The sequence below is a fragment of the Parabacteroides sp. PM6-13 genome, assembly GCF_029892605.1.
Taxonomy (GTDB): domain Bacteria; phylum Bacteroidota; class Bacteroidia; order Bacteroidales; family Tannerellaceae; genus QVMG01.
In genome coordinates, this window is record NZ_JARXWF010000005.1 from 205,350 (window position 1) to 228,017 (window position 22,668).

General features: G+C 47.2%; 12 protein-coding genes. 3 read left to right on the forward strand and 9 right to left on the reverse strand.

Annotation, left to right across the window (positions count from 1 at the left end):
• Positions 1-166: 166 nt before the first annotated feature.
• The gene (locus M2134_RS06975) at positions 167-1,360 is read left to right on the forward strand and encodes a pyridoxal phosphate-dependent aminotransferase (RefSeq protein ID WP_280750563.1); all 1,194 of its coding nucleotides are present in this window, start codon (positions 167-169) and stop codon (positions 1,358-1,360) included.
• Positions 1,361-1,452: 92 nt separating this feature from the next.
• The gene (locus M2134_RS06980; RefSeq protein WP_280750564.1) at positions 1,453-2,697 is read left to right on the forward strand and encodes an ABC transporter permease; all 1,245 of its coding nucleotides are present in this window, start codon (positions 1,453-1,455) and stop codon (positions 2,695-2,697) included.
• Positions 2,698-2,726: 29 nt separating this feature from the next.
• On the opposite strand, the gene M2134_RS06985 is transcribed toward M2134_RS06980, so the two are convergent.
• The 7 genes from M2134_RS06985 to feoB all read right to left on the reverse strand — a co-directional run bounded on the left by M2134_RS06985 (position 2,727) and on the right by feoB (position 17,252).
• Positions 2,727-5,207, reverse strand: a complete 2,481-nt coding sequence (locus M2134_RS06985) for a prolyl oligopeptidase family serine peptidase (RefSeq protein WP_280750565.1) — start codon at positions 5,205-5,207, stop codon at positions 2,727-2,729.
• Between the two features lie 283 nt (positions 5,208-5,490).
• A complete protein-coding gene (locus M2134_RS06990; protein WP_280750566.1) occupies positions 5,491-7,110 on the reverse strand; it encodes a RagB/SusD family nutrient uptake outer membrane protein in 1,620 nt (539 codons plus the stop codon).
• 13 nt (positions 7,111-7,123) lie between these two features.
• Complete coding sequence (locus M2134_RS06995; RefSeq protein WP_280750567.1) at positions 7,124-10,105, reverse strand: SusC/RagA family TonB-linked outer membrane protein; 2,982 nt, start codon at positions 10,103-10,105, stop codon at positions 7,124-7,126.
• 204 nt (positions 10,106-10,309) lie between these two features.
• The gene (locus M2134_RS07000; RefSeq protein WP_280750568.1) at positions 10,310-11,875 is read right to left on the reverse strand and encodes a DUF6377 domain-containing protein; all 1,566 of its coding nucleotides are present in this window, start codon (positions 11,873-11,875) and stop codon (positions 10,310-10,312) included.
• 224 nt (positions 11,876-12,099) lie between these two features.
• Positions 12,100-14,313 carry a glycoside hydrolase family 97 protein gene (locus M2134_RS07005; RefSeq protein WP_280750569.1) on the reverse strand — a complete coding sequence of 738 codons (2,214 nt, stop codon included), beginning with the start codon at positions 14,311-14,313 and terminating at the stop codon, positions 12,100-12,102.
• Positions 14,314-14,596: 283 nt separating this feature from the next.
• Complete coding sequence (locus M2134_RS07010; RefSeq protein ID WP_280750570.1) at positions 14,597-14,755, reverse strand: FeoB-associated Cys-rich membrane protein; 159 nt, start codon at positions 14,753-14,755, stop codon at positions 14,597-14,599.
• Positions 14,756-14,768: 13 nt separating this feature from the next.
• Positions 14,769-17,252: a ferrous iron transport protein B gene (gene feoB / locus M2134_RS07015; protein WP_280758143.1), complete on the reverse strand. Its 2,484-nt coding sequence runs from the start codon at positions 17,250-17,252 to the stop codon at positions 14,769-14,771.
• A gap of 545 nt (positions 17,253-17,797) precedes the next feature.
• Here feoB and M2134_RS07020 point away from each other — a divergent pair.
• On the forward strand, positions 17,798-20,488 hold the full coding sequence (locus tag M2134_RS07020; RefSeq protein ID WP_280758144.1) for a Plug domain-containing protein: 2,691 nt from the start codon (positions 17,798-17,800) through the stop codon (positions 20,486-20,488).
• Between the two features lie 21 nt (positions 20,489-20,509).
• Here the strand turns inward: M2134_RS07020 and mutL are convergent, their stop codons facing one another.
• Positions 20,510-22,357: a DNA mismatch repair endonuclease MutL gene (gene mutL, locus M2134_RS07025; protein WP_280750573.1), complete on the reverse strand. Its 1,848-nt coding sequence runs from the start codon at positions 22,355-22,357 to the stop codon at positions 20,510-20,512.
• Positions 22,354-22,659, reverse strand: coding sequence for a hypothetical protein (locus tag M2134_RS07030; protein WP_280750574.1), 306 nt, complete (start codon positions 22,657-22,659; stop codon positions 22,354-22,356). The genes mutL and M2134_RS07030 overlap by 4 nt, the downstream gene beginning before the upstream one ends.
• Positions 22,660-22,668 lie beyond the last annotated feature (9 nt).

Here is a 22,668-nt window from a genome sequence, read left to right on the forward strand (position 1 = left end):
TATTTGCATAATATCGCTAATTGCGCTACTTTTGCAACAAAATAATTCAAATGGAAGGTTGTTTGTGACAAAGTAATAGTTTATGCTTTGAGAAACGTTCAATTTTCCATTTTGTTTTACGCTTCGCTAAGCGATTTGCAATTCAACTTTCAATAAATAGAGTATTATGCCCAACATTTCGCAACGAGGAGTCAGCATGCCTGCTTCTCCCATTCGTAAGCTTGTTCCGCTGGCTAATAAAGCTAAAGCACGGGGAACAAAGGTGTATCATTTGAATATCGGCCAACCGGATATCCCTACACCTGAAGTCGCGATGGAGGCGATGCGGCAGGTAGACCGCAAGGTATTGGAATATTCTCCCAGCGAAGGGATCCGTTCGTTTCGCGAGAAGCTGGTGGATTATTACGCGCGCTTTAACATCCTGGTGGATGTCGACGATATCATCATCACAACCGGCGGATCGGAAGCGGTCTCTTTCTCTTTTATGGCTTGCCTGGATCCGGGTGACGAGATCATTGTGCCCGAACCGGCGTATGCGAACTACATGGCGTTTGCGATCTCAGCCGGCGCGGTAATCAAAACCATCCCCTCCTCCATCGAGAAAGGCTTTGCCCTGCCGCCGATCGAAGAGTTTGAAGAACTGATCACCGAGCGTACGAAGGCGATCCTGATCTGTAACCCGAACAACCCGACCGGTTACCTCTATACCCGCCGGGAGATGGAGCAGATACGCGATCTGGTTAAGAAATATGATCTGTTTCTCTTCTCCGATGAGGTATACCGTGAGTTCTGCTATACCGGCGCGCCTTATATCTCGGCGCTTCACCTGGAAGGGATAGAAAACAATGTCGTATTGGTCGATTCCGTATCGAAGCGTTATAGCGAATGTGGTATCCGCATCGGGGCTATTCTGACCAAGAACAAGCAGGTGCGCGAGAATGTGATGAAATGGTGCCAGGCTCGTTTGAGTCCGCCATTGATTGGTCAGATCATTGCCGAGGCATCGCTCGATACACCCGAAGAGTATATGCTCGATGTGTATAATGAATACCTGGAACGCCGTAACTTCCTGATCGACGGCTTGAACCGCATCCCCGGTTGTTATTCTCCCATTCCGATGGGTGCTTTCTATACCGTGGCGAAGTTACCGGTAGACGATTCCGATAAGTTCTGTGCCTGGTGTCTGGAACACTTTGAATACGAAGGGCAGACCGTTATGATGGCTCCGGCTTCGGGCTTCTATACCAATCCCAACCTGGGACGCAACGAGGTGCGCATCGCCTATGTCCTGAACAAAGAGGAACTGGCCAAAGCGCTTGTGGTATTAGAGAAGGCACTGGAAACCTATAATAAATTATGAATTATGAATTATGAATTATGAATTATGAGAGGCCTTTTGCGGTCAAATCATAATTCATAATTTGTAATTCATAATTCTAAATTCATTCGAAAATGAATTTAGAGTTGTTCATCGCACGCAAGATCCATTTCGATAAGGATGGAGATAAGAAGGTGACTTCGCCAACGGTGAAGGTCGCCATGGCGGGTATAGCCCTGGGGCTGGCGGTGATGATACTGTCGATTGCGATTATTGTTGGCTTTAAGAAGCAGATACGCGAAAAGGTGATCGGCTTCGGTGCCCATATCCAGATCACCAACTTCGATAGCAATGCCTCCTTTGAATATCTTCCGATAGCAGTCAATGACACCTTGATGGAGCAACTCCGCTCGCTTCCGGGCATCAGGCATGTGGAAACATTTGCCACCAAACCGGGTATCCTGAAGACCGAAGAGGACTTCCAAGGCATTGTATTGAAAGGCATCGATGCGGATTACGACTGGACCTTCTTCCGCGAAAACCTGCAAGAGGGAGAGGTAATCACGCTGGATCCGGAAAAGAATTCGACAGATGCCGTTATCTCACGCACACTGGCCGATATGGTTGGTCTGAAGGTAGGCGACAGGTTTCATTCCTATTTTGTGCAGGAGGATGTGCGGGCGCGGCAGTTTACTGTTACAGGTATTTATGATACCGGCTTTCTGGATTACGACAAGCTGTTTGTCTTGGTCGATATCCGGCAGGTGCGCCGCTTGAACGGATGGGATTCCGACCAGGTAAGCGGTATCGAATTGCAGATCGACGACTACGAACGCCTCGATGAAATAGCCGAAAATGTCTATTTCGAGATGGCGGAGAAGCAGGATCGGGACGGGAATGTGTTCTATACCCGTTCGGCCAAAGAGTTAAACCCAGCCATCTTCGGTTGGCTGGAGGTGTTGGATATCAATGTGGTTGTTATTCTTATCCTGATGGTTCTGGTCTCTGGGTTTACGATGATCTCCGGTTTATTGGTGCTTATCCTTGAGCGCACCAATATGATCGGCATCCTAAAAGCGATGGGGCAAGACAACCGAAGTATCCGCAAGGTATTCCTTTATATTTCAGCTTTTATCATTGGCAAAGGCATGCTCTGGGGCAATGTGATCGGGTTAGTGATCTGTTTCCTGCAGGCGCAGTTCGGTTTGATACCGCTCGACCCGGCTACCTACTACCTGGACGCCGTGCCTATCGACCTAAGTCTCGGGGCGCTTCTACTCTTGAATATCGGCACACTGCTTGCCACCCTATTGATGCTCTTAGGTCCTTCTTACCTAATCACTAAAATCGAACCGGCCAAGACCATTCGTTTTGAATGATCCCGGCCGGCTTATATCTCTTTTTTATCTTACAGATTCTTCGGCGGATAGAGCGCATCCCACCATTCGGGCTGGTCTTTTAGCCATTTATAGAACCAGGCGTAGATGCTGTTGTTCCAACGGATGCGTTTGTCGTAATCGTGGATCTGATGGTCTTGTTTGTCGACCAACACCATAGCGGTCGGCTTTCCTAAGAGTTTCAAAGCAGTAAACATCTGAATACTCTCGCCGACGGGCACATTGGTATCGCTGGCTCCATGCAGGAAGAGGATCGGCGTATTCACCTTATCGGCATGAAAGAGCGGGCTTTGCTCCACATAAATATCACGGGCATTCCAGGGATATCGGTTGGCCGTAGCCTGCGCGCTATAGGAATAACCCCAGTAGCCTTCGCCCCAATAGCTGGTGATATCACTGATACCTGCATGCGACATAGCGGCCGCGAATATATCTGTTTTCGTTTGCAGCAACATAGTCATAAAGCCTCCGTAGGAAGCACCCATACAACCGATCTTCTCCCGGTTGACAAACGAGTGATCGTCGCAGAATTTCTTCGTTCCTTCGATAATATCATCCGCCGTTTGTATGCCCCAGGTATTGACGTGGCGGGCAGAGAATTCCTGACCGAACCCGGTGGCTCCGCTGGGCTGAACGATGTAAACGATAAAGCCTAAGCCGGCATATACATGCGACGCGTAACGGCTTTCCATCACGCGTGCCGTAGGCGTAGTGCCGCCGTAATAATTAACGATCATCGGATATTTCTTGTTCGCGTCGAAGTTGGGTGGCAGGTAATAACGTCCGTATATCGTATCACCCTGGGCATTCGTAAAGTTCCAGTCCTGAACTTCTCCCAGACGAATATCTTTCAGGATCTCCTTGGAGAGATCTTCCAATAATGTCGTTTTGTTTTTCTTCATGTCGCGCACATACAAACGTTGTGAATTGGAAGCACTCAATCCGTAATAGAGCAGCGCCGGAGATGTCTTAGCCAGCGAAAAGTTACTAACCACATCCTCTTCGGCCGCAACCGTCCGGAAGATTCCTTTGGCAGGATCGAGGGTATACAGACGCACCCAGTCACGGTCTTTGCCCATGATATACACCAGGTTGTCGAAGCTGTTCCAGACCGCCTGATCGATCGAAGGATCGAACTCTTTGGTCAATGGCTTGATTTCGGCGTTCGACAGGTTGTAAAGAAACAACTGCGCATCACCCATATTGGCAGTCTGTCCCGGTGCCACGTTGAGGCCAATGCCATTGAATGCCTCCGGCGAACCAGCGATAAGCAGTTGTTTTCCATCGGGAGCATATTGCGCACGACTGACAAACCCCGCCGATTTCAGGATCGTATCCGTTTCAAACGTCTCAAGATCCATCCGGTAGAGCGAGGCACGGGTGAAGGGACGCTCGGTGAGGAACGGCTCCCGCGTAGAGAAAAGCAGGAACCTGCCGTCGGGCGAGATATCGTTGATGCTCGTAGTCAGGTAACCATAGGTGAGCCGTTGCATCAATCCGGTAGCCAGGTCATACTTATGAATAAAAGAACGCGTGCGCCAACCCGGTTGACGGTCGTCGGGCACCAATACTTCGTAAATGTCTTTCCGCTCTTCCGGTCCCTCTTCAGCGATGGAGAACAACAGAAAGTCCTCTGTCGGTGCGAAGCGGAAGCTGCCTTCCGGCAGGTTGTTAGTCAGGATATTCTCTTTCAGATTGATCGGGTCAAAGATGACAAGCTCCCGTCCTTCGATGCCCTGGCGGGTAAAATAGAGCTGATCACCCCGCGGCATCCATTGAAGGTTGCGCTGATCGGCCGAAAGGAGAATGCGCCCGGTAGCCTGTTCTACTAACTGACGGTAGCTGGTTTGCCGTCCGCCCGGATAGGTAACGGAATAATTAACCAAATAATATTTACCGCTTGGAGAGAGCGTAGCCGATTGAATGCGCTTTCCGTCGAACACATCGCCAAGTGTGTAGGTGCGTTCGGATGCTGTCGTGGTCGTTATCTCGGCCGACTGTTCGGTCTCGTAAGATACCTTCAGTCTGTTTTCGGCAGCTCCTTTCGACAGGTATTTGATCACTACCTCATAGGTGCGAGGCTCTAAGGTGAGGGAGAGCTTTTTGGCACTCCCCTTTTGCAGTTTATTGTCGACATAGATCTCCACCTCGTCGGCCCCATCAATCACGAGGGATCCCGTACAATAGCGATCGCTCGCCAGGTAGAAAGAGAGTAGATGGAGCGCGTAATCATAAGACGAGCCCGGCAGGGCGATGCCTTCGTCTGCAGCAGTCAACACTTGGCCGTTCGTGCGCAACAGGGAAAAAGAGAGCGGGCTGTTCAACAGCTCTTTCTCAGAATACTTTTTGTTCTGTACATTCGCACTATCACCGATGAAAGGCGTTTTCACCTCGTAAGGCCCGGCATAGTTGAACTGTTGGATAGAAATAGGCGCTGCCCATAGCGTGCCGCATAGGAACAGAGCGCATAAAGCGATTAAGTTTTTTTTCATAATGTCTATACTATTAGTATGTAATAAGGCAAAGGTAGTGTTTTTTTTAGGATAGAACAGGTTGACAAATTTTTCATAATTCCTTTTCGATTTGGCTTTTCATTGTCTTTACCGAAATATTCTTTCCACATGGAGTTGAATGGATTGGCAATAAAAGAGGAAAGAGGGTCTGTCCAAATATAAAAATGTACAGCCCCACCTTTCCTTGCTTCACGAATAAAACCGGATGACCTATTGTTTTTTCTCTGCCGTCGCAGCTAAAATTCATAAAGCCTTTTATAGGTTAATAACCATGATTCTGAGTTAATTTGGCATTCAGGTTAAGAATCGAGTTGTCTATCGCAAAGACTGTTTTAAAGGACTCTGTTGCCGGACGATCGCTAATCGCTTTATTGAATAATCCAAAGCGAATCAAATCCTGACGACGCCATCCTTCCCATGCCAGTTCCAACAGGCGTTCATCCAGAATGTTTTGTAGCGTAGCTTCACGCTCCGGTGCTCCGGCTCTATTACGCACTCGATTCAGTTCATCACTGCCGTTGCCCCCGTTTCTTACTTTTGCCTCTGCTTTCATCAGCAACACATCGGCATAACGGAACAACACATAATCATTGTTTTGTAGCACACCTTCCTGTTGTGCGTTGGTATCCATTTCATATTTTTTCATGCGAGCGCCACCTGTTTTCAAGTAGGTGTCACTTGTTGAATAGCTTAACTTTACCTGTGTAGGGAAGTATTCCAGATCGACACCGGCATCCGAGTTGATAATCGGCTCTCCATTGGGTCCATACACTTTCCCGTAGTGGTAATTGAAGTCGAAACGAGGATCTTGGTTACCTGTTCCGTAACCGAACACTGTGACGGCCTCCTTCGTAGCACTGGCTCCGTTCCAGCCTCCCAGATTATACGCTCCCGCATGATCGTAATGGCGTGAACGGATCAGGTAATAGATTCGGTTTTTATATAGGGTCGGATCCATGGGGATGGTATAAATATTCTCGCGGGAGTTTTCGTTTTTGATGGCAAAGTTATTGGAATAACTATTTTCCAGATCATATCCCAGTGCCGCAATCTTATCGCAATAGAAAACGGTTGCATCCCATGCGTTCATGTTGGTTCCAGGGAATGTGATGTTTTTCCCATCCGTACGATTATTCTCCCACCAGCTATCCGAGGAGTAAACCTCTGCATTCAGCGCTAATTTAGCTAAGAGGAAATAGGCTACCGGTTGAGTCATACGTCCATAGTATTCTCCTTCTAGGTTACTATGTGTTGTATTTAAGTTTTCAACCGATTCCTGTAGTTCTTTCACAACAAAAGCGAACACCTCTGAGCGTGACGATTGTGCCACATCGCTGATCTGTATGTCAGGATCAATCACCAATGGAACACGGGCAAACATATCCAACAGATAATAATAATACATCGCACGAAAAGCGCGTGCTTCCGAATGATACGCTACGAAATAATCTTCCTCCGGATTTTCGGCTATATAGCCTTCCAATTTGCTGATAGATTGATTGGCAATACCGATCACTTTGTAGATGTAGTTCCATGAATCGCGCAACAGAGCATTATTTGTTCCCCAGTTGTGGGTAAACAGATCTCTCCAGAGTCCGCCATCATCCCAGTCACCACCACGGGTAGGTAGGATCGCTTCATCCGAAGAGAAGGTGTTTAGGTCGTAGATACCCCGGTCGCCACCTCCTAATCCGCTGTTGCCATCCCAGTTACCCACATAGGTGTATAAACTGGCTACCGTATTGAGATACACCAATGCCGGGCTTTTGAAAGCCTCTTCTTCCGACATCTGATCTTTTGGGTTTTCATCCAGAAAACCAGAACATCCTTGCAGGCAATATGCTGCCAATGCGATCATTATATATAATGTTTTCTTTTTCATCTTTGTTATTTATTTAGAAGTTAACACTCAAACCGATAGAGAACGTTCTGGAAAGCGGATAGAAGCGTTTATCATCCACTCCCAGGTTATCATTCACTTCCGCGCTATTGATCATTGGAGATAACCCTGAATAATTGGTGAATGTATAGAGGTTGTTAACCGAAGCGCTGATACGTAGCGAGTTCATCCAGTCTATATTCTTTGTATTCAGCGTATAACCGATACTCAGGTAATCAATATGCAGGTAGTCTCCTTTTTCCAACCAATAATCGGTTACGGTCTGGTCTTTGATGTTTTTCTCAGGAGCCTCTTTCAGTACATTATAGGTAGGAAACTGAACCATATTCATATAGGTCAGCGAGGTACCGTTGTAAATCTTATGACCAAACGCTCCGTTCAATTGTGTCTGCAAATCCCAGTTTTTGTAACGGAAGTTAATATTTCCAGCCACATAGAACTTCGGCATGGCTTGTCCGGCGATATAGCGGTCTTTGCCATCGGAAAGGTCGATTCCTTCTTCTCCATCAATATCCAGAATATGGTATTTATACGATTGCGATGCTTCATCGAAGATCAATCCATCGCATTTAGGCAAATAGAATACACCTAAGGGTTGCCCTACCATCTGATACGTTATCTGGTTGTTGCCTCCGATAAAACCGGCACCATTCATCCCTGCCAGATTCATATATTGCTTAGCCGAGAGTTCCTGATCCATATAGGTTCCATTCAATGAAATCAACTCATTTTTCTGGTAAGAGACATTGGCTGAAAGTGTTAATTGCATATCGTTGGTCTGCAACGGAATACCCGTAAGAGAGACTTCCAGACCGTTGTTTTTCATTTCTCCCAAGTTCGCCAACAAGGTAGGATACACGAATGGAGGAACGGGCACATCATAGTTATAAAGCAAATCAGATGTTTTCGACATATAATAGTCGACAGTCGCCGTCAGCCGATCGTCGAAGAATCCCATATCCAAGCCCACGTCAAACATCCGTTTCACCTCCCAGCGCAAATCCGGGTTGGCATTGCGGTTGAATCCGTAAGTCACTGCCGGGGCGCCGTTGACGGTGGTTGTTCCGCTCGGTCCCATCAGCGAGAGTGAATTGTAGGCAGCGATCGCATCCTGATTACCGGTCAGACCGTAGCCTGCTCGCAGTTTCATCTGGCTGATCTTGCCCTGAGATATATTTTTCAGAAAATCCTCCTGTGCGATGTCCCACGCCAATGATCCGGAGGGGAAGAAGCCCCATTTATTGTTCGCTCCAAGTTTGGATGAGCCATCGGCACGCAAATTGATGGTTGCGATATATTTGTTGGCAAAGACATAATTGAAACGTCCCATATAGGAGAGTAGTTGATACTCATTCCAATAGGATCCCACATCGCCATATTTCACGTTTGCTCCCGCACCCAGGTTATTGTATCCGAAGAAATCGGTATCAAACCCGCGAGCCGTGGCATTGAATCCGCTGCGTGTATATTTTTGTGCTTCAACTAATCCCAAAGCATCAATATAGTGTTGACCAAATGTTTTTTTGTAATTCAGCATCAGGTTACCCATCAGGTCAGAGTTTTTATGGTCGATACGACTCGCTTCCCCTTTGTCGCCTTGCCCGGCTTTGATCGTGGTCGGGATGTATTTCTGATTTTCTTTTACGCTGAACGTGTAGGAACCGAAACCGCTCAATTTCAGATCGGGGGTGATGCTCCAGGTCAGCTTCGCATGTGCATTGATGTTGGCAAAAGATTCACGGTCGTTGATCTGCAAACGTCCCATTGGATTGTGGATTTCATTGGCATTCAGATCTTCCGGCCATATGCCGTCGCTATCCGGCGTGGTGGCAAATGTTGGGTTGTGAGACGCTGCCGAATAGAATGTTTTCTGATAATCGTTCACATAGCGTTTGTCTATTTTAGAACCAAACATACCGACTTCCATCAGGAGTTTGTTGTTGAACATCATCTGGCTGGCATCCATTTTTAGGGTATAGTTACGCATTTCACTATTCTGGATAATACCCTCTTGGTCAATCACTCCCAAAGAAACTCGGTAATTGGAATAGTCGGTGCTTCCGCCGCCAAAAGAGATCCGGTGATTCTGTGTGAATCCGGTACGCTGCATCTCTTCCAGGAAGTTGGAACTATGTCCTTTATCGAGGAAATTCATGCCGGTCGCTGCCGCACGGTATTGATCCGCACTTAGCATTTCCAGGTTCTTATAAACGCTCTCTACGCCAAAAGTACCATCGTAGCTGAAGTCTTTTACGCCCGATTTGCCTTTCGTTGTATTGACCACAATGACCCCACTGGCACCCCTTGAGCCATACTGCGCTGTTTCCGAAGCGTCTTTCAATACCGTAAAGCTCTCGATATCACCGGGGGCTAACGAGTTGAGGATGGCCATATCCGCAAATACGCCATCTACAATAACCAGTGGATTGTTCCCTCCGGAAAGCGATGTTGTGCCACGTACGCGGATTGTACTCCCGGCAGCCGGGTCTCCCCCGCTTTTGGAAATATTAACCCCTGCCACTTTACCTTTCATTGCCTGGAGCGGATTGAGCACGACCCCCACATTCATATCTTCTTTACCAACCTTGGCAACTGAACCCGAAATGGTGCGTTGACTACCGGTCGCATATCCTACGACAATTACATCGTCCAGCAATTGCGTATCTTCCAATAAAGTAATGTTGATCGTCGTTCGGTTCTGAACAGAGATGGTCTGTGTGGAATAACCAACATAAGAGATGATAATTGTACTGTTGGCAGGCACATGCAGGGAGTATTCCCCGTCGTAGTTCGTTACTGTTCCGATCGTTGTGTTTTCCTGAAGGATACTGGCACCGATGATCGGCTCCCCATCCTTATCTATCACCCGTCCGTTGACGGTGATATGCTGTGCGAACGCACCCAGCGATAAGAACATTCCTATTATAATAAACAGGAGTTGGTGTGATAAGCCTTTTGGCTTTTGGTCTTCTTTCATCTGCATCAAATTAAAAAGTTAATATAAGTTTACGCTTCTCTATTTTAGTTCTTTTTATAAAGCATAGGCAAATTTATCACATGAAGGAATGGATCCTTTTCATGTATAGCTAAAATATAGTGGATTGAACAGAAACATTAAAGGTTTTCTGCTGATTATAAAGCGATTGTCGTTTTATGTAGTGTAAAGAAAAGTAGTGCTTAATCAATAATTAACCCGTCCGATTCCCATCACTTTATTTTCGAAATCGTCGCGTTCACCTTTTGCTTTATTGCGGATGCGGGTGCGGTAGTTATAGATGGTGGTGACAGAGTAGCGGAGGAAGCGGGCAATCTTATTGCTATCGGTAATACCCAGACGGATCAGGGCATAGATACGCAGTTCGGTATTGAGCTTTTCTCCCGGTTTGGGCTGAATACCTTCCGTCAGAAGAATATTGAAATCCTCTACGAACGCAGGAAAAAGTTTTAGGAATGTGTCGTCGAAGTTGGTATAGAATTCTTTGAGTTCCTCTTCGAGGAATTGGGTAGACTTGATTTTTTTGTAGAGTTCCTCCAGCTTACCTGTTCCTGCTATTTTGGCCAGCGAACGACGATAGTCATCCTGTTTATCGATATAAGCAGAGCAGAGATCCATATATCGCCCGATATATTCCTCTTTGATAGAATTTGTTTCTGACAGGATATGATTGAGTTCTTGCAATTGTTGATTGGAGTTGTTGAGTTCTTTGTTCAACAGAATCAATCGGTTGTTTGCGTCTGTTACGGCCTGCCGTGCCTGACTGGTCTTACGCATCTGCCGCGCGATCAGGAACAGAGCAATCAATAGAAAGAGGGAAAGGATACTGACGGAGACAAGAAAAAGACGTGATAACTGCTGTTGTTTGGCAACCTTCAACTGATGGGCTTCGTCGATAATCGGGAAAATCTGTGACACCTCCATCGCACGCATACGAGCGTTCGATTCAATGGCGTCTTCAAGTGAGCACTTCAGGTAGGCATATGCTCTTGTGATATCTCCTTTTTCAAACAATAGTTGGGATAAATGGCGCAATGAAATATATTCTTTCACGGCAGAACGCAAATCAGATAAGGCGGAGATAGCATAATAGTAGATAGCCGCATCGATATCCCCCACTGTTTCGTAAGCCTTGGCTAAAGTAAAATTGAATACAGCCGCATTATGGCTATAAGGTTCTATCGTGTCTATACGCTCTAATAATAAGCTGACAGCTTCTTCTCCCTTCCCATGTGTGGTCAGTTTATCCGCTAAAACCAACACGTGATTATCTGATTCCGGTTGAGAATTAATCAGAATGGAATCTCGGTAACAATCCGTCAAAGACTGATATTTCTCTTTTTCAGATGGGGTAACAGCATGATCGGCCATGTATCCATAGAGCTTTCGGAACACATGGTAATAGGACTGATTCAATTCTTCCATCCCGGCGATATCCACTTCTGTCATTATATCGAACGCCTCTTTATACATCCCGGCGATACTCATGACCTCAGCCAGGCTCATCTGTGCATCTTGTAAATAGTACTTTTCATTCAATGACTGAGCCAGTTCCCATTTCTTCGTCACATAATAAAGGGAGGAGTCATTATTAAAGGGGATATATCCGGATACTAATTGGCCATAAATAGTGTAACGCTGTTCATCGGTAGTGGCCATACGAAGCAATTCCTTCAGACTTTGTAAGTCGCGTTCTTTTTTGAGGCTGTAGGCAGAACGAGCGACAACCTCCTGATCCAATATGTGTAACATGGAGTCAATCCGTAAGCTCTGAGCAAACAGACAAGTCGGAAAGAAAGAACAAATAAGATAAAAAAGTATACACCGTGTTCTCATGTGGCAATCTCTATCCTTGTGCGTTTAGACAAAGTTAAAAATTATATTCCGAAAGCAAATCGTTTTACCCATACTATTAACACACAAAAAGAGAAACAACCTTAGGGTTGTTTCTCTTTTTTAATGGCATGAGCTACAAATTATAATTTTTTCAATCCTTTGATTTTTGTTTTATCCGCTTCTTCGATACTAATGGCATATCCACCGCCGGGCGCCGATTGCTGGCGCAGTTTCGACTTATTGGTTACTACCACCTTACGAATCGTATAGGCTTGCGGATTTGTTTTGTAATGAGCGTCCCGGGCATCGCTGTAAATTGTTGCAACGTATGTTTTACCCGGATCCAGGAAATCAAAAGAGATATTGGATTGAAAACCTTTTTCTCCGCACACATTCCCCACAAACCAGTTGTTGCTTCCTTTCGCTTTGCGGGCAATGGTAATATATTCGCCCGGTTCTGCTTCGAGATAACGGCTTTCATCCCAATCTATCGCGACATCTTTAATAAACTGAAAAGCGTCGGGGAACTGGCGGTAATGTTCGATCAGATCGGCTGCCATCTGTAGCGGACTGTACATCGTCACATACAAAGCCAGTTGATTGGCAATCGTCGCATTGACATGTGACTGGTTGTCGGGATTGAGCTTTTCTACATCCATTTCAAAGATACCTGGCGTATAGTCCATCGGTCCACCAATCAGGCGGGTAAAAGGAAGTATTGTCACATGGTTGGGTTTGCTTCCTCCAAAAGCCTGGTATTCGGTTCCCCGAGCCGATTCGTTACCGATCAGGTTAGGCCAGGTGCGACAAACACCAGTAGGACGAACAGCTTCGTGGGCATTGACCATAATCTTATAGTCAGCCGCTTTCTCAAAGGCATATTGATAATGATTTACCAGCCATTGTCCATAATGGTGTTCACCACGTGGAATCATATCGCCCACGTAGCCACTCTTCACGGAGTTGTATCCGTTGTCCACCATAAACTGATACGCCTGATCCATATGGCGCTCGTAATTACGCACAGAAGACGATGTTTCGTGATGCATCATCATCTTTACCCCTTTGTTTTTCGCATAGTCCCGGATTTCTGTCATATTGAAATCAGGATAAGGAGTTACAAAATCGAACACATAATCCTTGGAGTTGCCAAACCAGTCTTCCCAACCGACATTCCAGCCTTCCACCAGCACCGCATCGAAACCATGTTCGGCTGCAAAATCAATATATTCTTTTACATGTGCCGTATTAGCACCGTGTTTGCCATTGGGTTTTACTTTTGTATAATCGGTGACTCCCAATTGCACGCTGGGCAGGTCGTCGGTATAGGCCCAACTACTTTTTCCTGTAATCATTTCCCACCATACCCCAATATACTTCACGGGTTTAATCCACGAGGTGTCTTCTATCTTGCAAGGCTCATTCAGGTTCAGAGTAATGTTTGAAGCCAAGATCTGTCGTGCGTCGTCGCTCACGATAACCGTACGCCAGGGGCTCACGCAAGGCGCTTGCAAGTGTCCTTTATCCCCTTGCGCATCGGGTGTCAGGTGAGATCGAAAAATAAAGTTTTTATCGTCCAGGTCGAGGTGCATGCAGGAATAGTTGATCAATGCCGCTTCATGTAGATTGATATAAAGACCTTCCTGACTTTTCATCATCAGAGCAGTTTGAACACCTGTCGGAGAGAAGGGCGTTTGAGAAGAATTGGGCGTAATAGCTTCCTGCATCAATCCACGGATCTCCGACAGCCGGGAGGTTGTATAATCATATTCCTGTGTATCGTAGTCGCCCGGAAGCCAGTATGCTGTATGATTGCCGGTCATGGCAAATTCTGTTCGTTCCTCTTTGATCACAAAGTAAACCAGGTTTTCCTGCTGTGGGAATTCATAGCGAAACCCCAGCCCATCATCAAAAAGACGAAAACGTATCAACATCTGTCGATTGGTAGAGGGCTGATTCAATAATACAGCCAGCTCATTGTATTGATTACGAATATCTTTACTCTCGCCCCATACCGGCTGCCAGGTCTCATCAAATGTAGAAATCTCCGAGTTTACCACTTCAAAACCACTGTACAGAGATGTTTTTTCATCCCGCTGTTCCACCACGGTTCCCTCGGGAGAGAAATCCCAAAAATCACGGCTGTCAGCTTCAGGTTTCAGTTCGAGCCCCATCGAACTGGGTTTGATAACTACTCGATCCTTATAGAGCAGCGTGTAGGTAGGAATTCCTCCCTCTTTCAACGAGAAATTCATTTCAAACTGACCTCCGGGCGAATGGATGGTTTGTGCTTTTCCTATGGCACATGAAGCCACTATACAACTGAGTATAGCCATTTTTCTAATTAATCGCATCTTACAAAGTATTTAATTTAATGTTTACCAATATCCCCTGTATATTTCAACGAAAAGCTTGGATTCACAAAAATAGACTGCCCAGAAATAAGCTGATGGCGTGTATAGTAAAAATATAGTAGAATGCCGGAAAGCATTATTGCGTAGTTTTTTCCTTATCAGTTATTTACACTGTTTGCCCGGTTTGAATTTATGAAAAAAATATAGTAAGAATTGCTTAGTGCACAAAAAAAACAGGCTGCCGATTGCGCCTGTTCCTATGCCAATCCGAAATGGAATAATCTTATTTTCTTTTACGCGCCTCTTCCGCAAAAGCACAGCCCGAACAGCCGGCGCAGGGATTATTCTTCTGCTTGGAGCGACGGAAAAGACAATAGATTTTCCGGCCGGCATATACTACGGCCAGGATACCGATCAGATAAACGATTATTTCCTGCCACATGTTCTTTTCGGTTTTAGGTTAATAATTGCACAATCCATCCCCCCGTCTGGTAGACCAGGAAGGAAACGATCCAGGCCAGGATACAGGTGTAAACCACCGTAAACAGTCCCCATTTCCAGGAACCCGACTCTTTGCTGATGGCTGTTACCGTAGCGACGCACGGGAAATAGATCAATACGAAGAGCATCAGGCTAAGCGCTATGAGCGGAGTGAATACCGGTTTGCCCGAAGCATCACGGTCCTCCTTCAGACGTGTCGTTAATTTCTGCGAATCCTCCTCATCACCGGTATAGAGCACGCTCAGGGTGCTCACCACCACCTCCTTGGCCGCCATACCTGTCATCAAGGCCACACTCATTTTCCAGTCGAAGCCCAAGGGTGCCAGCGCCGGTTGTATACTTTTGCCGATACGTCCGATATAGGAGTGTTCCTGGTGATCCATTGCTTTAAGACGCTCCAGTTCGGCCAGGGTAGCAGCCCTTTCTGCCGAGTCTTCCTGGGTGTTTTCTATCACAGCGATCTGTTGGTCGTACACATCCATGCCGGCCGAATGGCGGGGATAATACCCCAGGAACCAGATAATAATAGAAGCAAAGAGAATGACGCCCCCCATCTTCCGGAGGTATTGCCGCGCCTTCTCCCACATATGGATCAGGATCGAACGAAGCGTCGGCATGCGGTAGGGCGGTAGTTCCATCACAAAAGGCACATCCTCCTTCGTAAACAGGAAGCGTTTGAACAAGCGTGCCATGCCGACTGCCAACAAAATACCGGTAATATACATACTGAAAAGCACCACACCGGCATGTTTCGGAAAGAAGGCACCGGCCAACAAGACATAGACCGGCAAGCGGGCACTGCAACTCATCAACGGATTGACCAGCATGGTGATCATACGACTGTTGCGACTTTCAATCGTACGCGTCGCCATAATGGCCGGCACATTGCAACCGAATCCCATGATCAAAGGGATGAACGACTTCCCGTGCAACCCCATCCGGTGCATGATCTTATCCATGATAAAAGCGGCACGTGCCATATAACCCGAATCCTCCATAAAGGAGATAAACAGATAGAGTATCAATATATTGGGCAGAAAGACGATCACCCCTCCTACCCCGCCGATGATGCCATCGACCAATAGATCCTTAAAGGGCCCGTCCGCCATAGTGTGACGTATGGTGTCGCTAAACCAGGCAACCCCCGTTTCGATCCACTCCATCGGATAGGCGCCAAAACGGAAGGTGGCTTCGAACATGATCCACATGAAAAGGAAAAAGATCGGGAAGCCCAACAGCTTGTTGGTCACAAAGGTGTCGATGATCTGCGTCTTGTTGATTTTCTGCAACTGGTTTTCTTCGTAGGTCTCGCGCAGGGCGCCGGAGATAAAGCCATAACGGGCGTCGGTAAAAGCGGTTTCACAATCCTCCTGCAGGAGATTTTCTATTTCGGCCACACACCTGTCGCGCTCCTCCAGGATATGATCCCGCTCCGGATTGCTCTGCAGATAGGATTCAACCTGTTCGTCGCCTTCCAATAGTTTGATGGCGAGATAGCGTTTGGAATAGGTCTGCGAGATATGGCTATTATGCTTCAGCGAGCGTCTTACCTGCGTGATTCTTTTCTCCAGCACATCTCCGTAGTTGATATGTATATGACGAACCACCGGATCCTCTTCTTCATACACCTTGATGATACGGTCAAACAACTCTTTGATACCGAAACCGTTTTTGCTGATTGTCGGCACAACAGGCGCTCCCAAGAGAACCGAAAGCCCTTCGTGGTCGAGCTTATTGCCTCGGTTTTGCAGCTCATCGTACATATTGAGCGCGATCACCATGCGCATATCCATATCGATCAGCTGGGTGGTCAGGTAGAGGTTGCGCTCGAGGTTCGAGCTGTCGATGATGTTGAGCACCACGTCGGGATGCTCCTCCTGCAAATGCTTGCGCACATAGAGCTCTTCGGGTGTATAGGTCGACAGCGAATAGGTGCCCGGCAGGTCGACAATGCGGAAGGTATAGCCGTTTTGCCGATAGGTGCCCTCTTTGGCATCGACCGTCACACCGCTATAGTTACCCACATGCTCATGCTGCCCGGAGGCATAATTAAAAAGAGATGTTTTCCCGCTATTGGGATTACCCACCAGGGCGACATTGATGATCTTACGCTCCCGCATAGCGATGGCTTGCAGGTCTTCGTCGGAAAGCATCACGGGAGCACCCGGATAGGAGGCGTTGTTTTCGGCTTCCAGGAGCGTGGAGGCATACTCTTCAGCGCTGACCACTTCGATCAGTGCCGCTTCGCTGCGCCTAAGCGACACATCGTAGCCCATGATCCGGTAGTGAATAGGGTCTTTGAGCGGAGCGTTCTGAACGACCACCACCTCTTTTCCACGGATAAAGCCCATTTCAACGATGCGCTTACGAAAAGCGCCTCGCCCCATCACTTTCACTATAACTCCTTTATCTCCTGTATTTAATTCCGATAATCTCATCTCTCTGCGTTTGTCCTTGCAAAGGTACGTCTTCTTCGCAAATCCCCCAATACCTATATATAGGTATAGAAAACGGAGAAACAGAGGTTTTTATCTCTTTTTTATCTACACGTTTACGCACCATACGCCCCAAAGCATCAAAATACAAAGTGTAAGCAAAAACGCCATTTTGCCTTACAATATGATACGTTAAAAAGTGTTACTCGCCTGACTAATTTTAAATACCCCTACGTTTTTGGAAAAATAGTCCCGCGATTTTGACAATTTGTCAATCGAAGATCGCTTAGCCGAAGGCGTAAAGCAAATTGGTCTTGAACCGAGATTACACAGATTTAGGGATTTTCCAGATGTGATTGGTTTGATTGAAAGGATTGCTCTGATGGAGGCAGATCAAATCAGAGGAGAGGGGAAGGTTTTCATCTAAATCCCGCAGGGATTTAACTCATTTCAGTGCACCTGATTAAATTCAACTAATCTTGTCATATCGATTATTTTCCTATTTTTGTATCAAACACCTATGTGCTGACACTTAAATCGTACCGAATATGAAAAAGACTCCTTTGTTTCTCCTGCTTTGTTTTTATTTTATTTGTTTGCTGAATGCGCAAAGCCAGACGGTTGTTTCTCCGGAACGGATGATGGAGCAGATGAAAATACAGGCTGGTATTTTCCCGACGGAAAAGCTCTATCTACATGTCGACCGAAATGCTTATTTCCAAGGGGAAGATATCTGGTTTAAGGCTTATGTGAGAGATGGCTTACGGCAACCGTCGGAAACGGGTAGCCGCTATGTGTATGTGGAATTGATCAACCCGCTGGATTCGGTTGTTGGGCGCGTCATGGTTCGTCCGCAGGAGGGGTTGTTTCATGGCAACCTGCCTATCTCGGAAAACCTGGCGGAAGGGTATTATACGCTGAAAGCCTATACCCGGTATATGGAAAACTGGGGCGACGATTGTTTCTTCCGTAAGACCATTGAGGTAAAAAGTATATTGGGTGCCCAGATTCGCCCGCATTACAGTTTTCATTATCAGGGCGATGGGAAGAAAGTGGATCTCACCCTCTATTATACCGTTGGCACAACCCATCAAAAGATCAAACCCGATCGCTTACAGATCAGAAACAACCGGGGAGAGATGCGCAACGTACGGATGGATCGGGATACCATCGCTCGCGTCTCCTTCGATTTGCCTTTGGCAAACGACCAACGGACCATTTATCTGGAAAACGATAACTTCCGCCACTTCATTTCTATTCCTTACCAAACGGACGATTATGATGTGGCTTTCTTCCCCGAAGGGGGATATTTATTGAACGGTTGCCCCATACGAACCGCTTTCAAAGCAATTGATTCATATGGAATGTCGGAAGAGATTAGCGGAACGGTATACAACCAGCGGGGAGACCATGTATGCGAACTGCGGACATCGCATGCCGGCATGGGGCTCTTTGCCTTCACCCCCCGGGAGGAGGAGAGCTATTATGCCGAGTGCGTAAACAGCCAGGGAGTGAAAAAACGCTTCGACCTGCCACAAGCCGTTTCGGGCACTTACGGATTGCAGGCAAATGCTCTACAGAGCAGTTTGCATATCGGTTTGCATCACGCAAAGGATCTGTCTCGCAAGGAGAATCTGTATCTATTGATCCACCAGAATGGCCATCCGCTTTATTTTGAGCCCTGGAAGAAAGAGAAACAGGAGCTCCGCTTTTCCTGGGAGGCTTTGTCGCCGGGTATATTGCAAGTGGTGTTGTTCGATCAACAGATGCGCCCCCTTGCCGAACGGCTGGTATTCTCTCCGCTGCAAAACAAGCCACAAATCGTATGGCAAACCGATAAGAACAACTATCGGACACGGGACAAGGTGGCGCTTACCATGCGGCTGACAGAGGCCGGCAAAACGCCTTTACAAGGTGATTTCTCGGTGGCGATCACCGACGATACGGATGTGATGATCGACAGTATGCAGACCATCGTATCGTCCCTATTGCTTTCCTCGGAATTGAAAGGACATATCGAATCGCCTGCCTATTATTTGCGGGAGAACGACCCGAAAGCCACCTATGCGTTAGACCTATTGATGATGACACAGGGATGGCGAAGATATGATCTGAGTGACGTATTACAAGGGGATTATCGCTACCCGGAGGTATTACCGGAAACGGGCATCACACTAAGCGGACGGGTGAGTAGGGTATCCTCAGACAAACCGATCCGAAACGCAGAGGTAACCCTTATGATGACAGCTCCTAATGATGAGACCTTTTTTGGGCAGGTCAACAGCCATGAAAACGGACTTTTTGCTTTTCCCGACATGGAATATCCGGATAGTACGCGCTTTTTTATCCAATCGCTCAATGAGAAGGGAAAAGATTATGTCAAGCTACATCTGGACGAGACACACTTTCCGCTTGTTAGCGAATCAGACCGGATAAAGATCCCCCTAAAAAGAGACCCCCGCCGTCCAGCTACAGAACAGACCTTCAAAAAGGCTGAAGAGCGTGCGATGTATGATGAGAATATGAAGGTGATTCATCTGAAAGAGGTGACCGTTGTGGCAGACAACCTATTAAAGAAAGAGGGACCCCGAAAGTCTGTTTATGCCTCTATGGGAACAGCGGTCATTGACTTTATGGAAAAGATGAAAACCAGGAATTATACCAATTTCTCCGATTTCTTTTTTGAGGTCCCCGGCGTTCAGGTTGTGACAGACAAAGACGGGTTTGCACGATTGGTCATCAGAGGACAGGGAACAGTCAATGCCGATCCGTACGCGCTTATCATGATCGATAATATGCCTATGGATTATCCCGATGTTTTGCAGACGATCAATGTCTATGATGTGGCTTCGGTGGAGGTATATAAAGGGGCTGACGCGGCTATATTCGGGCTACGCGGAGGATTCGGAGTGGTCAATATTCTGATGAAAACCCATGAGGATTTCGCGGATGACCCGGTAGTGGATTATAATAAACAGATCGTGTATCCGCTGGGCTATCAAAAGCCGGTTGAGTTTTATGCCCCCAAATACGAGACGCCGGAGCAGCGAAGCAGTTACCTGCCGGATCTGCGAACAACCATCTACTGGAAGCCGGATCTTACCACCGATGCAAACGGAGAATCTTCTGTTGTCTTCTATACGGCTGACGCCGCCACCACCTACTCCATCCTTGTTGAAGGGATCACAGACGACGGAACGCCTATCCGCCACGTGGAGAAGATACAGGTGAATAGGTGATGAAATAAGAAGCCTCAATGTTCAACGAAACCTCTTCTCCAGTTCGTCGTCGGTCAGAAGGGTAAGGATCGTTTTGCCATCGGGCGACAGATAGGGATCGGAAGCCGAGAAGAGGGAGGCGATCAGGTGTTCGCGTTCCTCTTGCGAGAGGGATTTCCCCGCGGGTATCGCCGTGGAACGAGCCAGCGAGAGCGCCAGTGAATGGACAATCTCCTCATGCACCTCACAGCCGGTATCCATCGTACGAGCCACCATCTCTTTCAACAGGGTGACCGAATCCTGGTTTTTCACTTCCGGCGGCAATCCGTTAATCGCATAGCTTCCCTGTCCCAGGTTACTCAAGTCGAAACCGATATAACGCAGATCATCCAACAGAGCAGAAACAATTGCGTTCTCCGCCGGCGTGAATTCGACAATCTCCGGGAACAACAACTGCTGGGAGGCACCCTGTTGCTGGCTGATATGTGCCACATACTGATCGTAAAGCACACGCATATGCGCCCGATGTTGATCGATAATCACCAATCCGGACTTGAGGGTGGTCACAATATAGCGGTTCTTATAGCCATAAGAGGGGTTGTTTTCGATTTCAAACAATTGGTCGATAGAGGAGATATACTCCTGCGTTTGCTCGACTTGCGGGAGGTCGGAATCGAGCGGTGTCATAGTCTCCGGAGCCGCCTCACTCTCGAACTCTTTATAGAGAACCGACCAATCGAATTCCGCTCGTTTGTAGGAGGTGCCACCTCCAGTTGTACGAAAAGGATTGTAGTTCTTATCGACCTGAACAGTCGGGGCACGAAGCCCTTCCGATTGATCCGGCGTGTAGACAGGGATATCGATGGCATCTGTACGATCGAAATCGATGGTTGGTATAGCACTTGACTTGGCCAATGCCTCCCGAACCGCCGACATCAGGATCTGCCAGATAGGTTGCTCATTCTCAAATTTGATTTCCGTTTTAGTCGGATGGATATTCACATCGATCGTTCCCGGATCAAGGGTGAAATAGAGGAAATAGGCCGGCATCTCCCCCGAAGGGATCAGCTGCTCGTAGGCCTGCATAACCGCTTTATGGAAATAGGGGTGGCGCATATAGCGACCATTGACAAAGAAATATTGCAAAGCACTGCGTTTCCGAGCCATATCAGGACGCCCCACGAAGCCGGAGATGGAGACCAACGAACTTTGTGCCTCGACGGCAAGCAGTTTGTCGTTCAGGCTTTTCCCGAAAACATGAATGATTCGTTGACGCATACCGGAGATCGGCAGGTTGAGTATCTCCGCATCCTGATGATAGAGCGAAAAAGCCACTTCGGGATGCACCAAGGCAACCCGTTCGAACTCATGTACGATATGACGAAATTCCGTATCGTTGCCTTTGAGGAATTTGCGCCGGGCCGGCACATTGAAGAAGAGATTCTTCACCGAGAAGCTGCTACCTTCCGCACAGGCGTCGCAGGTAGACTCCTCAAGCGTCGAGCCGTTCATCACAAGACGACAACCCAGCTCGCTATCATGCTGACGCGTACGCAGCTCCACATGAGCCACAGCAGCAATAGAGGCCAAGGCCTCTCCCCGAAAACCCATCGTACGCAGGGAGAAAAGATCGTTGGCAGAGGTTATTTTAGACGTGGCATGCCGCTCGAAAGCCATGCGGGCATCGGTCTCCGACATGCCTTTACCATTGTCGATTACTTGAATAAGGGTGCGACCGGCATCCTTTATGTTCACACGGATTTGCGTAGCACCGGCATCGACCGCGTTTTCAACCAATTCTTTCACAACGGAAGCCGGACGCTGAATAACCTCCCCGGCAGCAATCTGATTGGCTATGCTGTCGGGTAAAAGATGAATAATATCACTCATTTAAAGAAAAGAATCCAAAAGATAACACCTAACACAACAAGCCACAAAAGAACTTTAAACGTCTTGTATTTACGGGCACGCGTATCTTCCCCTCTGTTGTAGCTGCGCTTGAGGTGGGAGGTACCCTCGACAAAGGTGCCTTTTATCCGTGGCTTATATTCTTCTAAAGGCTCTTCCATCCCTAACTCACGTTTATTCTTTTGAATACGCTCTTCCAACGCCTCCTTACGGGGATCCCAATAGATGGGCGTATGATTGTATTGGCGCGGTTTACGCACATTATAGAATGAGAAAAATGCCATACTGTTTCT